Genomic DNA, 14,349 nt, shown 5'->3' on the forward strand with positions numbered 1-14,349 from the left:
CGAAACGCACCATGCGGCCGCACGACAGGTTGTCGGGCGGCGGCTTGTCCAACGAAAAGTTAGCCGGTGAAATTTTGCCCAACGAGGAGGCACAGAAAATGGGGGATCTAGCAATAGATTTCTGTGGCGAGTGGTACGAGCCATCGGACGAGGACGTCTTCAATATCGGCCGCGAAGGTGACCTGGAAGTCGATGACAACCCTTACCTGCACCGGCAGTTCCTGCAGGTGGCCCGCTACGACGGGATCTGGTGGCTCAGCAACGTGGGCAGCATGCTCTCCGCCACGGTGGCGGATGCCTCCGGCGGAATGCAGGCCTGGCTGGCGCCGGGCGCCCGGATCCCGCTGGTCTTCAGCCATACCAACATCATCTTCACCGCCGGACCCACGACCTACGAGTTCGCGGTGCACCTGAAGACGCCGTCGTTCCGGCAGGAGTCGCGCGAGGGCGACAGCAACGGCGACACCACTATCGGCCCGGTAGTGTTCACGGACTCCCAGAAAGCACTCATCGTGGCGCTCGCCGAACCTATGCTCCGGCGGGAAGGAACCGGCTTCAGCGCCATTCCCTCCTCGGCCGCGGCCGCCAAGACCCTGGGCTGGGCCCTGACCCGCTTCAACCGGAAGCTGGATAACGTCTGTGACAAACTCGACCGCGTGGGTGTGGTGGGCCTAAGAGGGGGCGGCGGGAAGCTGGCCACCAACCGCCGGGCCAGGCTGGTGGAGCACGCCGTCACGTCGCACCTGGTGACCCCCGAGGACCTGTACCTGCTGGAGAAGATGAGGGGCGTGGACGAAGGATGAGGATCCGCCTGACCCTTCGCCGGGATCCTGCCGAGTCCAAGGACCTCGCCGTCACAGTTGACGGCCTGGCCACCGTTGCCGATACCGCTGCCGTGCTCTGGGCCGCGGACCCGGGCCGCAAGGGCACGCCGGCCCCGGACAACCTCTCCCTGCGGATCGAGGAAGCCTTCGTGGGCTCCGGCCTGAGCGGAAACATGCTCACCCGGACCGACAACCTCCTGGAGTCCGGCCTGCGCCCAGGCTCCGTGGTGTCACTGGCCCAGGTCAGCACGCAGTTCGACGTGCCCGGTGCCGGCCGCGGTCCCGCAGCGGCCACCCTCCGGGTCCTTTCGGGGCCCGACGCCGGCCGGGAGTTTTCGCTGCCCACCGGCACCAGCTACATCGGCCGGGACCGTGACGTGGACATCCGCCTCTCGGACCCCCTGACGTCCAAGCGGCACGCCCGGATCACGGTGGGCGACGGCGTGGAAATCGTGGACACCAACTCCGCCAACGGGCTCCTGATGGACGGGCTTCCGGTCACCCGCGCCACCCTCAATTCCTCGGACACGGTGACCTTGGGCGACACCACCGTGACCGTGGTGCCGCTGGGGCACAGCCATGCGGCAGCCCCGACGTCGCCCCTGGTCAGCTTTAACCGCTCACCCCGGGTGGTTCCGCGCTTCGAGGAGCCAAAGCGCGTGGTCCCGTCAGGGCCCAAACGGCCCGAGGACAATCCCTTCCCGTACATCATGATGATTACCCCGCTGCTGATGGGCGCCGTGATCTTCGCCGTGACCGGCAACCCGCTCTCTGTGCTGTTCATGCTGATGATGCCGCTGTTCGTCGTGGGCCACTACGTGGACCAGCAGATGCGGACCAGGCGCCAGCAGAAGGAACAGCTCAAGCAGTTCCGCGCCTCCATGGCCGATTTCCGGCACGACCTCACCGAACTGCAGCAGGTGGAACGCGCCGTCCGCCTGCAGGAGGCGCCGTCCGTCAGCGACACCGTTGACGCCATCTACAAACTGGGTCCGCTGCTGTGGACCCACCGTCCGGAACACCGCGGATTCCTTGGCCTCCGGTTTGGCCTGGGCACCGCACCCTCGCGGGTCCTGCTTGAGGAACCGCAGAACAACGACACCGAAGTCCAGTACGCCCGGGAGATCCAGGATTGCCTGAAGCAGTTCCGCAACGTTGAGGGCGTTCCCGTTGTCTCGCAGCTGCGGAGCTCCGGCTCCCTGGGCATTGCCGGCGCCCGCGGCCTGGTGGATGACGTGGCCCGCGGCATGGTGCTGCAGCTCGTGGGGCTCCACTCGCCCGCGGAGGTGGTCCTCACGGCCATCACGTCAGCCCAGTCCCGGGAACGGTGGAACTGGCTGCAGTGGCTGCCCCACGTGGGCTCAGGGCACAGCCCCCTCGCCGGCGACCACCTGGCGGCCGGCTCAGCCGGCGGGGCTTCGCTGCTGGCCCGGCTCGAGGACCTCCTGGACGCCCGGGAGGCGGCGGCCAAACGCACCGGCGCCGACCTTCGGCCGGAGCTGGACCCCGCCAAGCAGGAGGTGGCCGAACCAGTGCTGCCGGCCGTGCTGGTCATCGTGGAGGACGACGCCCCGGTGGACCGCGGCAGGCTCACCCGGCTCGCAGAGCGCGGCCCTGACTCCGGCGTCCACGTGATCTGGGTGGCCACCGACATCCAGTCGCTTCCCGCAGCCTGCCGCGACTTCATGGTGGTGGACGGCGACCACGGCACCACCACGGGGCAGGTCCGCCTGGGCAGGCACACGTACCCCGTCAGCTGCGAAAGCGTTGACGCGGAACTGGCCGCCCAGCTGGCCCGGATGCTGGCGCCCGTCATGGATGTGGGCAAGCCCGTAAACGACGACTCCGACCTTCCGCGGGCCGTCTCCTATGCCACCCTGATTGGCAAGGACTTCCTGGACAACCCCCAGTCCGTCGCCGAACGCTGGACGGAAAACAACTCCGTGCACGCCAGCGCCGTGGCCAACCGCAAGGACAACGGGACACTGCGGGCCCTGGTGGGCTCCAAGGGCATCGAACCGCTGTACCTGGACCTCAAGAACGAGGGGCCGCACGCGCTGGTGGGAGGCACTACGGGTGCCGGCAAATCCGAATTCCTGCAGTCCTGGGTGATGGGAATGGCCGCCGCCTACAGCCCGGACAGGGTCAGCTTCCTGTTCGTGGACTACAAGGGCGGGGCCGCCTTCGCCGACTGCATCAACCTGCCCCATACCGTGGGCCTGGTGACAGACCTCTCGCCGCACCTGGTCCGGCGCGCCCTGACCTCGCTGCGCGCCGAACTCCACTACCGCGAGCACCTGCTGAACCGGAAGAAAGCAAAAGACCTGCTGGCCCTGCAGCGCGAGGCCGACCCCGACGCCCCGCCCTACCTGGTGATCGTCGTCGACGAGTTTGCCGCGCTGGCCAGCGAGGTGCCTGAATTCGTGGACGGTGTTGTGGACGTTGCAGCCCGCGGACGGTCCCTGGGGCTGCACCTCATCCTGGCCACCCAGCGCCCGGCAGGCGTCATCAAGGACAGCCTGCGTGCCAACACCAACCTGCGGGTGGCCCTGCGGATGGCCGATGAGGACGACGCCACGGACATCCTGGGCGTGCCGGACGCCGCATACTTTGACCCGTCCATCCCCGGCCGCGGCGCCGCGAAGACGGGCCCCGGCCGGATCCAGGGCTTCCAGACCGGCTACGCCGGCGGCTGGACCACGGAGAAACCGCAGCGGCCGCAGATCGACGTTGTTGAGATGGCCTTCGGCTCGGGGCCCAGCTGGGAAGCCCCGGCACCGGAGAAACCCGAGGCGGCAGAGCCCACAGGCCCCAACGACATCGCGCGGATGACTTCAACCATCGTCCGGGCTGCCGAGACGCTGTCCATCCATGCCCCGCGCAAACCCTGGCTGGACGAACTGGCCAAGACCTACGACTTTTCCAGGCTGCCCAACCCCCGCACGGACGAGCAGCTCCTCCTCGGCGTTGCCGACGATCCCGCCCGCCAGTCCCAGCCCACCGTGTTCTACGAACCGGACAAGGACGGGAACATGGCCATCTACGGCACCGGCGGGTCAGGAAAGTCCGCAGCGCTGCGCGGCATCGCCATTGCCGCGGCCATCACGCCGCGCGGCGGGCCGGTGCATGTCTACGGCATCGACTGCGGCTCCTCCGGGCTGCGAATGCTGGAAGAGCTTCCCCACGTGGGCGGCATCATCAACGGCGACGACGTGGAACGCGTCGGGCGCCTGCTGCGCCTGCTGCGGGACATCGCGGAGCAGCGCTCCGCCCGGTACGCTGAGGTCCGCGCCGCCACCATCGTGGAGTACCGCAAGCTGGCCAACAGGCCCGACGAAAAGCGCATCTTCGTGCTGGTGGACGGCATGTCCGCGTTCCGGGAGGCCTACGAACACAGCAGGCTATCCGCCCTGTGGGACATCTTCCTCCAGCTGGCCACGGACGGCCGCGCCGTCGGCATCCATCTAGTGGTCACCGGCGACAGGCCGAACGCCGTGCCGGCGTCACTGCTCGCTTCCATCCAGCGCCGCCTGGTCCTGCGGCTGTCCTCCGAAGACGACTACATTTCCCTGGACGTGCCCCGGGACGTCCTCAGCGCCGCCTCACCTCCCGGACGCGGACTCCTGGACGGCCTCGAAGTCCAGCTGGCAGTCCTCGGCGGGAACTCCAACCTGGCGCTGCAGGCCCGCGAGGTCCACAAACTCAGTGAAGCCATGCAGCGCCAGGGACTGGACGCCGCCCCCGTCATCGAGAGGCTTCCGGAACAGGTGGACCTGGAGGTCCTGCCCGCCGGCAGCCAGGGCCTTCCGGTCATTGGCGTCGACGACGAGACCCTGCAGCCCGCCGAGATCCTGGCCAGGGGACCGCTGCTCCTGGCCGGCCCCCCGGGTGCAGGCCGCACCGTCGCCCTGGTGACACTCGCGTACGCCCTGCGCCGGTCCAGCCCTGACACGGAGCTGGTCTACATCGGATCCCGGCGCTCCGCCGTCGCGTCCCTACCCATCTGGAACCGGTCCATCGTGGGCGCCGACGACCTCGCCGAGGTGGTGGAGGACCTGGTGGAACACTCCTCCGGGAATCCCGGGGCCCTGGGCATCTTCATCGAAGGACTCACCGAGTTCACCGACACCCTGGCGGAATCCGGAGTGGCCCAACTGGTGACGACGTCCATCAAGGCGGACCAGTGGGTGGTGGGGGAATCCGAAACCTCCACCTGGTCCTCCGCCTGGTCCCTTGCCCAGCCGTTCAAATCCGGCCGGCGCGGGCTGCTGCTGAACCCCGGCGACATCGAAGGGGAGAGCCTGCTGAACACCTCCCTGGGCCGTGTCAGCCCGGACTTCATCCCGGGCCGCGGCTACGTGGTGGGCCGCGGCAAGGCCCGGAAAATCCAGGTGGCGCTGCCTCCCGAAAACAGGGTCTGACGCATCGCGTTACGCATCGCGTCCACGGAGGGCCGCAGATCCGGTGGATTTGCGGCCCTCCGTGGAGGTATAGAAAACTACCGGGGACACCAGAAAGCCGCAGCGGGGGACTGCGCGCATCGAAAGGTAGCAAATGTCCCCGTCCTTACCAGCACTCCGCGCTGTCCCGGCGACGGCGTCGGCCGCCGTCCTGGCGCTCGCAGTAAGCCTGTCCGCGGCCGGGGCCGCAGCGGCTGAGACTCCGGATCCCACGGCAACCACCATCACCAGCCCCTCGTGCGGGGCATCCTGTACGCCGGAGCCCACCGAAACAAAACCCGGCGAAGGCCGGGCGGACAAACCAAAGGGACCCGACGAGCCGCCCGGCCAGCCAGGTGGCCCTGAGCCGGCGCCCCCGGCGGCGGCCCAGCCAATTGCGACCTCCACCCCGGCACCCCCGCCCGCCGAGTCCATCGTTCCCGCGGCTCCAGACCCCGCGGAAGCATCGCCCGACGGATCCGCCACCCCGGAAGCCGCAATCACGGAACCCGGCACCACGTCCTCGGCCACTGCCTCCACCGAATCAAACTGGACCAAACCCGTCACCAGGCCGGCCAAGCCAACCCAGGCCGCGGCCGTTGCCCCCGCCGGCGGTCCGGGAACGGGAGGGCCGGACCCCCTGACCATCACGGCCGGCGTGCTGCTGGTGGGAACCGCAGGGCTGGCTTTCACCTGGTGGGGCAGGACCCGGTTCCGGGCACACTGACGGACGGTGAGGCAAGATAGGTCTGTGACTACAGGACCTGGCCCCGCAGAAAAGACCGCCTCGATGTCTCCGCACCGGACCCCCGGTGCCGGAACAGCCACCGGCGGGACACCAAAGGAACCTGAGGCCGTCCCCACCGAATCCGTCCGTGAGGAATACGAGAACCTGGTGGACCTGGTCAGGAAGTACCGGTTCGCGTATTACCAGGAAGATGCGCCGCTGGTCTCCGATGCCGAATTCGATGACCTCTTCCGGCGCCTGGAGGAGATCGAGGCGCTCCACCCCGAACTCGTGGCGAACGACTCGCCGACCCAGGAGGTGGGCGGGGAAGTCTCCGCCGCGTTCGAGCCCGTGGAGCACCTGCAGCGGATGTACAGCCTCGAGGATGTTTTCTCCCTCGAAGAACTGGAGGCCTGGCTCGCCAAGGCCGAGGCCGGCATCGGCAAGCTCGGCGACGGCACCCCTGCCGTGGCCTGGCTGACGGAGCTCAAGATCGACGGACTAGCGGTCAACCTCCTGTACCGCGACGGGAAGCTGGTCCGCGCAGCCACCCGCGGGGACGGCACCACCGGTGAGGACATCACGCACAACGTCCTCACCATCAAGGAAATCCCGCAGCAGCTCCAGGGCGGGGACTTTCCGGCCGAGATGGAAATCCGCGGGGAAGTCTTTATCCCGTCCAAGGCTTTCGCCGAATTTAATGAAGCACTGATTGAAGCCGGCAAAGCGCCCCTGGCCAACCCCCGCAACGCTGCAGCCGGCTCGCTCCGCCAGAAGGACCCTGCCGAAACAGCCAAGCGCCCGCTCAAAATGTTTGTCCACGGCATCGGTGCCCGCGAAGGTCTGCAGGCGCGCAGCCAGTCCGGGACCTACGCCCTGCTGAAGGAATGGGGCCTCCCTGTCAGCCCCTACTCCGAGGTGCTTAAAAGCGTCGGGGAGGTTCTGGACTTCATCAAGCGCTACGGGGACCAGCGCCACAAGCTGCTGCATGAGATCGACGGCATCGTCATCAAGGTGGACGACTTCGCCACCCAGCGCGCACTCGGCTACACCACCAGGGTCCCGCGCTGGGCGGTGGCCTATAAATATCCGCCCGAGGAAGTGCACACCAAGCTGCTCGACATCCTGGTGAACGTGGGCCGCACCGGCCGCGTGACGCCCTTCGGCATGATGGAACCGGTCAAGGTAGCAGGCTCAACCGTGGAAATGGCCACCCTGCACAACCAGGACGTGGTCAAGGCCAAGGGCGTAAAGATCGGCGACATCGTGGTCCTGCGCAAGGCGGGCGACGTGATTCCCGAGATCGTGGGCCCGGTCCTTGCCCTCCGCGACCAGCAGGACCCGCCGGTGCGGGATTTCGTGATGCCCACCGAATGCCCATCCTGCGGCACACCGCTGGCTCCGGCCAAGGAGGGCGACGTGGACATCCGCTGCCCCAACGCCAAGTCCTGCCCGTCCCAGCTGCGCGAGCGCGTGTTCCACCTGGCCGGCCGCGGAGCCTTCGACATCGAGGCCCTCGGCTGGGAAGCCGCCATTGCGCTGACCCAGCCGGCCGAGCCGGAAGTTCCACCGCTCACCTCCGAAGCCGCACTGTTCGACCTCACCCGCGAGGACCTGGCCGGCGTCCGCATCCGGCGGGAGAAGCGGTCCAAAGGCGTCCCGACTGGCGAATACGAGCTGGTGCCCTACTTCTACAGCAAGGGCACGGCCAAGTCACCGTCCAAGCCCACGGCCACCACGGAAAAACTCTTCACGGAACTGGAGAAGGCCAAGGCCCAGCCGCTCTGGCGGGTGCTGGTTGCACTGTCCATCCGGCACGTGGGCCCGCGGGCATCCCGTGCGCTGGCTACCGCCTTCGGCACCATGGACGCCATCCGCCAGGCGTCGGAGGAGGACCTGGCGCATGTTGACGGAGTCGGCCCCACCATCGCTGCAGCCCTGAAGGAATGGTTCGCGGAGGACTGGCACCAGGAGATCGTGGACCGCTGGGCGGCCGCGGGGGTCCGGATGGCGGACGAACGCGACGACTCCATGCCCCGCACGCTCGAAGGACTGACGGTGGTGGTCACCGGCTCGCTGCCGAACTTCAGCCGGGACGAAGCCAAGGAAGCCATCCTGGTCCGGGGCGGAAAGGCGGCCGGTTCCGTCTCCAAGAACACCAGCTACCTGGTGGCCGGTGAAAGCGCCGGTACCAAGCTGGACAAAGCCGAGCAGCTGGGCGTTCCGGTGCTGGACGAGGACGGTTTCCGCAAGCTCCTGGACGGCGGGCCGGCAGCACTGGAGGGCGGGGCTGAACTGGAGGTTGGGGCTGAGGCAGAGGGGCCTGAGACTGCGGCCCCGGCAGGACACACTGACGCGGAGGTAACGGCATGACGAGTCCTATAGACCTGCTGGAGGTGGCAAAGGCTGCAGCGGAGGCGGGAGCTGCGGTGCTGGCCGGCCGCAACGCAGAGGCCCTGCAGGCCAGCAACAAGGGCGACGCTGGCGACTGGGTCACGGCGTTCGACGTCGCGGCCGAGCACGCCGTCCGGGACGTCATCACGGCAGCCCGGCCGGGCGACGCCATCACCGGCGAGGAACACGGCACCACCCGGCCGGCCGAACCCACCGGCTACCGCTGGTCCATCGACCCGCTGGACGGCACCACCAACTTCATTCGCAACATCGTCTACTACGCCACCTCCGTGGCAGTCGCCGATGCCGACGGCGCCTGGCTGGCCGGCGTCGTCAACGCCCCTGCGCTGGGCCGCGTCTACTATGCCGCACGCGGCCAGGGCGCCTGGCTGGAGGAAGCAGGGAGGGTGACCCGGCTGGAGGGACCCGTCCTGGGCCGGAAGGGCCAGATCCTGGCCACCGGGTTCAGCTACGATCCCGGGGTCCGGGCCGAGCAGGCCGTTTTCCTGGCCGGACTGATGGACGGCTTCGCCGATGTCCGGCGCCTGGGATCCGCCGCCCTGGACCTGTGCCTCGTGGCCGACGGGACCCACGATGCGTATGGGGAGCGCGGCCTCAACGAGCACGATTTCTCGGCCGGTGCGCTCATTGCGGAAGAGGCCGGCTGCTGGGTCCGGCGGCCGCGCCTGGCCAGTCCGTTGGAGGGCGGGCCCACCGACGCCGACCGCCTGGACGCCTGGACCTGCGCCGGGGGCCTGGAGCTTTCGGGCAAATTCCCGTTCTGATAGTTCGCTCACGAAAAGCGCCGGTTTGCCAGGTGTTACCGGCCAGTACTACTACCATTGACGGGTGCAGCCGCAGATAACAGTCCGTCCCGCCGTCGAAGCAGATTACGACGCCGTTGCCCGCATTACGCGTGATTCCTACCTCGCCGCGGGCTACTTTGAGGACGCCGACCACCCCTACATGCGCAAAGTGCAGGACGTGGCGCTGCGGGCCGGGCACGCCACCATCTGGGTGGCCGAACGGGACGGCCAGGTTGTCGGTTCGGTGACACTGGCGCGGGCAGGTGAGCCATATGCGGACATCGCCCTTGAGGACGAGCTGGAGTTCCGCATGCTGGTGGTGGATCCGGCGGTGCAGCGCAGCGGCGCGGGCAGGGCCATGGTGGATGCCATCCTGGACTATGCCAGGCAGCTGGACGGCATCAAGGCTGTTGCCCTCACCACCGGACAGACCTGGGAAAGCGCCCACGGCCTTTACCGCAAGACGGGCTTCCGCCGGGTGCCCGAACGCGACTGGCTGGTCCCCGGAACTGACATAAAACTGCTGGTTTACCGCCTCGACGTGTAGCAGCCCTACAGTGGTGCCGAACCCCATCCAGCAGTGAAAGGCCCACCATGCGCGAAAACTTCGGCACCGGCTCCGTCTGGGAGCAGACCCTCGGCTACTCACGGGCCGTCCAGGTGGACAACACCCTCTACATCTCCGCCACCGCGGCCAGCGGCGAGGACGGAATCGTTGGGGACGATTTCTACACCCAGACCCGGTACATCCTGCAGAAACTCGGCACAGTCCTGGCTGACGCCGGCTTCGCCTTCGAGGACGTCGTCCAGTCCAAGCTCTACCTCACGGACATCAGCAAGTGGGAAGACGCTGGCCGGGCCCACGGCGAGGTTTTCGGCGATATCCGCCCCACCCTGTCACTGGTGCATGTCCTGCCGTTCCTGGACCCCAAGATGCTCGTGGAGATCGAGCTCGTGGCGCAGAAGGGCAGCAACTAGGAGTACCGGCTCACGTGGCGGGGAGTCCGTAGCGGTGCTCCGGCCTCCCCGTCGTTCCGTACCGCAGCTGGATGTCCACGGCGCCGTCGTCCGCCAGGGAGGACAGGTACCGCTGCGCGGTGGCGCGGGAAACCCCCACCCGGCCGGCCACCTCCGCCGCCGAGTACTGCTCGCCGGGAACCAGGGATTCCAGTACTGCCGCCTCGGTTGCCGAGCGGGGTTTTGACGACGGCGTGACGTCGCCCGGGATCAAAGCGCGCTTGGCGCGCTCCACCGCCTCCTGGTCCAGGGCCCCCGGCTGCGCCAGCAGGCGGCGGTACCGGGCATACGACCGGAGCTGCTGGGACAGCGCCTCCGACGTAAAAGGCTTCAGGAGGTAGCCCAGCGCCCCGCGGCGAAAGGCCACCCGGACGGAAACGGCATCGGAGGCCGCCGTCAGCATGATGGTGTCCACGTCCAGCTGCTGGAGCAGGTCCAGCCCCGACGCGTCCGGCAGGTAGACGTCCAACAGCACCAGGTCCGGCCTCAGGCTGTGGATGGACTGCAGCGCCAGCGACGCGGTGCCCACCGGTGCCAGCGCCATGAATCCCGCCACGGAATCCACGTAGGCGGCGTGGAGCTTGGCCACGTGGAAGTCGTCGTCCACGATCAGCACCCGAAAATCATCAGGCATGGGTGTCCTTTCCGGCTGTTCCTGTGCTTGTCCTGCCTGCCGTCCCTGCCGTGGTCCCCGGCAGGGTGGCCATGAATACTGCGCCTGGTCCGCCCGGACTGCCCGATTCCAGGACTCTGACGTCCCCGCCGCGCCGCCGGGCCAGCTGGCGCGCCAGGGCCAGCCCAAACCCCTGTCCGCCGCTGCCGTTCCGGGCCAGCGGCCCGGACGCCGTGCTGAAGCCTTCCGCGAAGATCGCCTCCGGGTCCGTTCCCTCCGCCAGCCCGTCACCCGAGTCGGCGACGACGATGTGCAGCGTGCCGCCGTCGTCGTCCGGCTCGTCCAGCACCTCCAGCTCCACCCAGCGGTCCGTGGCGGAGCCTGCCACTGCGGCGTTGACCGCGTTGTCGATCAGGTTGCCGAGCACTGTGGTGACGTCCTGGGTCTCCGCCACCTGCCCGCGGACCAGGGTCTCGGGGCCGATCCGCAGGGCCACCCCGCGCTCGTCCGCCTCCACGCCCTTGGCGCCCACGAAAGCCTGCAAGTACGGGTCCTGGAGCAGCTCGGCCTGGTCCACCGGGAATTTCAGAGGCCCGGTGGCTGCCAGCCGTGCCAGGTACTCCCGGGCCTGCTGGTGCTGGCCTATGCTCATGAACCCGGCAATGGTGTGCAGCTGGTTGGCGAACTCGTGGCGCTGGGCCCGCAGCGCCGTGGACATGGTTCCCACGGCATCCAGCTGCCGGGTGAGCTGCTGGAGTTCCGTGCGGTCCCGGAGCATCACCACCCAGCCAAGGTCCTCCCGCCGGTGCAGGGCCTTGCGGGCATTGGCTACCAGCACGCGCCCGCCGGCCACCAGCTCAAGGGCCTCGGGGCTGTTGGAGCCTGCCCGGGTGAGGGACTTCACCTGGTCCGGCACCGGAGCGTCCTCCCAGCGGCTGCCGGCCAGGTCCGGCAGGTCCAGCAGCCGTTGGGCGGCTGCGTTGAACACGGTGATCCGCCCGTCAGCGGAGACGCCAACGACGCCGTCGTCCACGCCTTGGAGGACCGCCACCTGGTCATGGACCAGCGTGCTGATCTCCTCGGGTTCAAGCCCCAGGGTGAGCCGCGTCAGCCGGCGGCGCAGCAGGAAGGAACCCAGCACGCCCGCCAGCAGCGCCCCGGCGGCGGTGAGGGCGACGGGGCCGATATCCCGTGCCACGCTCTGGCCCACCGTTTCCATGGAGTAGCCCACGCTGACCTCGCCCACCACAGTGGTGCCGTCCGGCGCGTAGACGGGGACCTTCGCCCCGGCAGAGGGCCCCAGCGTTCCCGTATTCCGGGTGGTGACCTCCCGGCCGGCCAGGGCCTCGGACGGGTCGGTGCTGACCTTTTCGCCCAGGCGCTCCGGGTCCGGGTGGGCAAGCCGCAGGCCGGTCTCGTCGGTGATCACCACGAACAGGGCGCCGGTCCGGGTCCGTGCCGCTTCGGCTGCCTCCATGAGCGGCCCGGCGGCCAGCTGCGACGGCGGCGGAGTGCCGGGCTGTTGGCTGATGGCCAGCACGTCAGCCCGCACCGAGGCGTCCGAGGCTACGGTCCGCGCCAGCGTCAGGGCCTGGTTTTCGGCCTCGCTGCCCACCCTGTCGTAGGTGAGCCAGGCGTGCACGGCGGCGCTGAACAGGACAACGAGGATCACCACGGACAACTGGAGCAGGAGGGTCTGGGTGGAGAACCGCAACGGCCGCCGGGGCACGGAACGCTGCATGATCCTCCTTGATTAGGGCGGGCAGCCGCGGACACCGGCAGCCGTGAGCACAATGAGCAAAATGCTCCCAATAAGCAGTATGCCAATCAATTGAGCCAAAGGCACGGCCGTGACGGCCGCCACCCTACAGTCTGTAGCACGCGTCACACCGCTGTGCCGCTGTTCACATAGTAAGGAGCCGGCCGTGCTGGTATTACTTGGATTCGCAATGATCGCGGTATTCATGGTGCTGATCATGACGAAGAAGTTGACGCCAGTGCTGGCGTTGATCATCGTCCCCACCGTTTTTGGCCTCTTCGCCGGTGCAGGCCTGGGCATTGGCGACATGGTCATGGACTCCATGAAGTCCATGACCTCAACCGCAGCCCTGCTGATGTTTGCCATCATCTACTTCGGCCTGATGATCGACGTCGGGCTGTTCGACCCCCTGGTCCGGTTCATCCTCCGCAAGCTCGGCAACGACCCCGCCAAGGTGGTCCTGGGAACTGCCATCCTCGCGGCCGCCGTATCCCTCGACGGTGACGGCTCCACCACCTTCATCCTCACCACGGCGGCCATGCTGCCCATCTACCTCCGGCTGAAGATGAGCCCCGTGGTCCTCACCTGCGTGGCCGGCCTGGCCAACGGCACCATGAACATCGTGCCGTGGGGCGGTCCCACCGCCCGCGCCGCCAGCGCCCTGAACATCGACGTTAACGACGTCTTCGTCCCGATGATCCCGTCCCTCCTGGCCGGCATCGCCGTCGTCCTGGCCTTCGCCTGGCTGCTCGGCCTGCAGGAGCGCAACCGCCTCCGCGCCACCCAGCCGGAAATCTGGGCAATGCCGTCCACGGCAGAGCCCTTTACCGCTGAGGCGTTCGACGGCGGCACGCACCCTTCAGGTGGTACCAGTGGTTCAGGTGCCGGCCGCGGACCCAAGGCGACCAACCCGGGCGGCGCAGCCCCCGCCGTCGGCGGCGTCTCCACAGACGGCTCGTCCGTTGCCGTCCTGGAACGCACCGGGGACCTGGTGGATGAACACGACACAGCCATGGCGGACACCGCCTTGGACCCCAACCGCAGCACCCTGCGCCCCAAGCTGCAGTGGTTCAACCTGGGCCTCACCGTCGCCGTCATGGGCATGCTCATCGCCGACCTCGTGCCCCTGCCTTACGTCTTCATGGTGGGCTCCGCCATCGCCCTGCTGGTCAACTTCCCCAACGTCAAGGACCAGGCCGCACAGATCGTGGCCCACGCACCGTCGGTCGTGGCAGTCGTCAGCATGGTCATGGCCGCCGCAGTCCTGACCGGCGTCCTCACCGGCACCGGCATGGTGGAAGCCATGTCCGCCTGGCTGGTCCAGATCATCCCCTCCAGCATGGGCCCGCTCATGGCCGTCATCACCGGCGTCCTGAGCATCCCCATGACGTTCTTCATGAGCAACGACGCTTTCTACTTCGGCGTGCTGCCCGTCCTGAGCGAGACGGCCGGACACTACGGAATCAGCGCCGCCGAGATGGCCCGCGCCTCCATCACCGGCCAGCCGTTCCACATGCAGAGCCCGCTGGTTCCGGCCATCCTGCTGCTGGTTTCACTGGCCAAGGTCGACCTGGGCGACCACCACAAGAAGGTCCTGTGGCGCAGCGCCGTGGTCTCCCTGGTCATGCTGGGAATCGGCATGCTGACCGGAGCCATCGGAATCGGTTAGTCTATAGCTGCCGTGCTCCCGCCACCTGGTGGCGGAACCCGGCATCAAGGTGCCCGTCTGACGCCCGCTGGGGGATGTCAGACGGGCATCATTGTTTCCCC

General features: G+C 68.1%; 10 protein-coding genes. 8 read left to right on the forward strand and 2 right to left on the reverse strand.

All coding sequences use genetic code 11. The annotated features are described in order from the left end of the window. The first annotated feature begins 98 nt into the window (after positions 1-98). The 7 genes from HTS88_RS14470 (at position 99) to HTS88_RS14500 (ending at position 10,168) form a co-directional block, all read left to right on the forward strand. A complete protein-coding gene (locus tag HTS88_RS14470) occupies positions 99-803 on the forward strand; it encodes a hypothetical protein (protein WP_174179541.1) in 705 nt (234 codons plus the stop codon). Then, the gene (locus HTS88_RS14475) at positions 800-5,245 is read left to right on the forward strand and encodes a type VII secretion EssC family protein (RefSeq protein ID WP_174179542.1); all 4,446 of its coding nucleotides are present in this window, start codon (positions 800-802) and stop codon (positions 5,243-5,245) included. Before HTS88_RS14470 ends, HTS88_RS14475 begins: the two co-directional genes overlap by 4 nt. Before the next feature lie 133 nt (positions 5,246-5,378). Further along, entirely contained in the window at positions 5,379-5,990 is a 612-nt protein-coding gene (locus HTS88_RS14480) for a hypothetical protein (protein WP_174179543.1), read from the forward strand. Positions 5,991-6,053: 63 nt separating this feature from the next. Further along, on the forward strand, positions 6,054-8,363 hold the full coding sequence (ligA, locus tag HTS88_RS14485) for an NAD-dependent DNA ligase LigA (RefSeq protein WP_246256344.1): 2,310 nt from the start codon (positions 6,054-6,056) through the stop codon (positions 8,361-8,363). Beyond that, complete coding sequence (locus HTS88_RS14490; RefSeq protein ID WP_174179544.1) at positions 8,360-9,169, forward strand: inositol monophosphatase family protein; 810 nt, start codon at positions 8,360-8,362, stop codon at positions 9,167-9,169. Before ligA ends, HTS88_RS14490 begins: the two co-directional genes overlap by 4 nt. A gap of 64 nt (positions 9,170-9,233) precedes the next feature. Next, on the forward strand, positions 9,234-9,737 hold the full coding sequence (locus HTS88_RS14495) for a GNAT family N-acetyltransferase (protein WP_174179545.1): 504 nt from the start codon (positions 9,234-9,236) through the stop codon (positions 9,735-9,737). 47 nt (positions 9,738-9,784) lie between these two features. Continuing rightward, positions 9,785-10,168: a RidA family protein gene (locus HTS88_RS14500; RefSeq protein ID WP_174179546.1), complete on the forward strand. Its 384-nt coding sequence runs from the start codon at positions 9,785-9,787 to the stop codon at positions 10,166-10,168. Positions 10,169-10,178: 10 nt separating this feature from the next. Here the strand turns inward: HTS88_RS14500 and HTS88_RS14505 are convergent, their stop codons facing one another. Continuing rightward, positions 10,179-10,841, reverse strand: coding sequence for a response regulator (locus HTS88_RS14505; protein WP_174179547.1), 663 nt, complete (start codon positions 10,839-10,841; stop codon positions 10,179-10,181). After that, entirely contained in the window at positions 10,834-12,561 is a 1,728-nt protein-coding gene (locus HTS88_RS14510; RefSeq protein ID WP_174179548.1) for a sensor histidine kinase, read from the reverse strand. The genes HTS88_RS14505 and HTS88_RS14510 overlap by 8 nt, the downstream gene beginning before the upstream one ends. Before the next feature lie 151 nt (positions 12,562-12,712). Between HTS88_RS14510 and HTS88_RS14515 the strand changes: the two genes are divergently transcribed. After that, on the forward strand, positions 12,713-14,248 hold the full coding sequence (locus HTS88_RS14515; RefSeq protein ID WP_343044977.1) for a CitMHS family transporter: 1,536 nt from the start codon (positions 12,713-12,715) through the stop codon (positions 14,246-14,248). Positions 14,249-14,349: the final 101 nt, after the last annotated feature.

This window comes from Pseudarthrobacter oxydans (assembly GCF_013314975.1).
In the GTDB taxonomy this organism is placed as follows: Bacteria; Actinomycetota; Actinomycetes; order Actinomycetales; family Micrococcaceae; genus Arthrobacter; species Arthrobacter oxydans.